At 72.5% G+C, this 382-nt stretch carries 1 pseudogene; it reads left to right on the top strand.

From position 1 onward, the window contains the following. Window positions 1–382, top strand: a pseudogene (locus tag AX703_RS07400) (winged helix DNA-binding protein); the annotation flags it as partial.

The raw sequence follows: 382 nt of genomic DNA, 5'->3' as shown, positions 1-382 counted from the left end.
GCACTCGACGAGGCGACCATCGCCCGCCACACTGTCGCCGCGCGCGAGTTCTACGCCGCCCGCCGCCGCCGCCACAAGCACCTGCCCGCCGATCTCTTCGGCGAGCCGACCTGGGACATCCTGCTCGATCTCTACGTCGCCGGGCGCGAGAACCGCCGCGTGCCGACCACCAGCGCCTGCATCGGCGCCCACGTCCCGCCGACGACCGCCCTGCGCTGGCTGCGCATCCTCGAGGCGCGCGGCCTGGTAGAGCGCGAGGACGATGGCCGCGATGGCCGCCGCACTTTCGTCCACCTCAGTCCCGCCGGGCTCGCCGCGATGGACGCCACGCTTGCCCTGATGTGCCAGCGCATGGAGGACATCGCCGACAAGATCCTCACCC

The organism is Novosphingobium sp. CCH12-A3 (genome assembly GCF_001556015.1).
GTDB lineage: Bacteria > Pseudomonadota > Alphaproteobacteria > Sphingomonadales > Sphingomonadaceae > Novosphingobium > Novosphingobium subterraneum.
The sequence above is the reverse complement of the archived record's forward strand: the minus strand, read 5'-3'. Positions and strand labels throughout refer to the sequence as shown.